Source organism: Frankia sp. Mgl5, assembly GCF_023242985.1.
GTDB classification, from domain to species: Bacteria; Actinomycetota; Actinomycetes; order Frankiales; family Frankiaceae; genus Parafrankia; species Parafrankia soli.
Map to the genome: position 1 here is coordinate 1 of NZ_JALKFY010000524.1, position 368 is coordinate 368.

The 368-nt window shown below is 54.1% G+C and carries 1 protein-coding gene; it reads left to right on the forward strand.

The annotated features are described in order from the left end of the window. On the forward strand, positions 1-309 hold a 309-nt coding region (locus tag MXD62_RS10445; RefSeq protein WP_248829123.1), incomplete at its 5' end, for a thiamine phosphate synthase. Positions 310-368: the final 59 nt, after the last annotated feature.

Here is a 368-nt window from a genome sequence, read left to right on the forward strand (position 1 = left end):
GTACACTCGTTTGCCGAGGCGCAAGAAATGGCAGCAGCTGGTGTTGACTATCTGCTTTACGGACATATCTACGCCAGCGGCTCCAAACCTGATCTGACACCTCGCGGGACGGAAGAGCTGTCAAGAATGACGGAAGCTTTGTCTGTTCCCGTGATCGCCATCGGCGGGATTCTGCCTGCTTTTGTGCGGGATGTGATGGCGACAGGGTGTGCAGGGATTGCCGTGCTCTCTGGAATCACTGCAGCCCAAGATCCGGAAGCGGCAGCCCGCGCGTATCGTCGTGAGCTGGATCAAATCAGTTATACGTAGTGGAGGCAGAAAATGAAATCAATGGAACGGCTGCGAAAAAAACTGGCAGTCTACTTTGT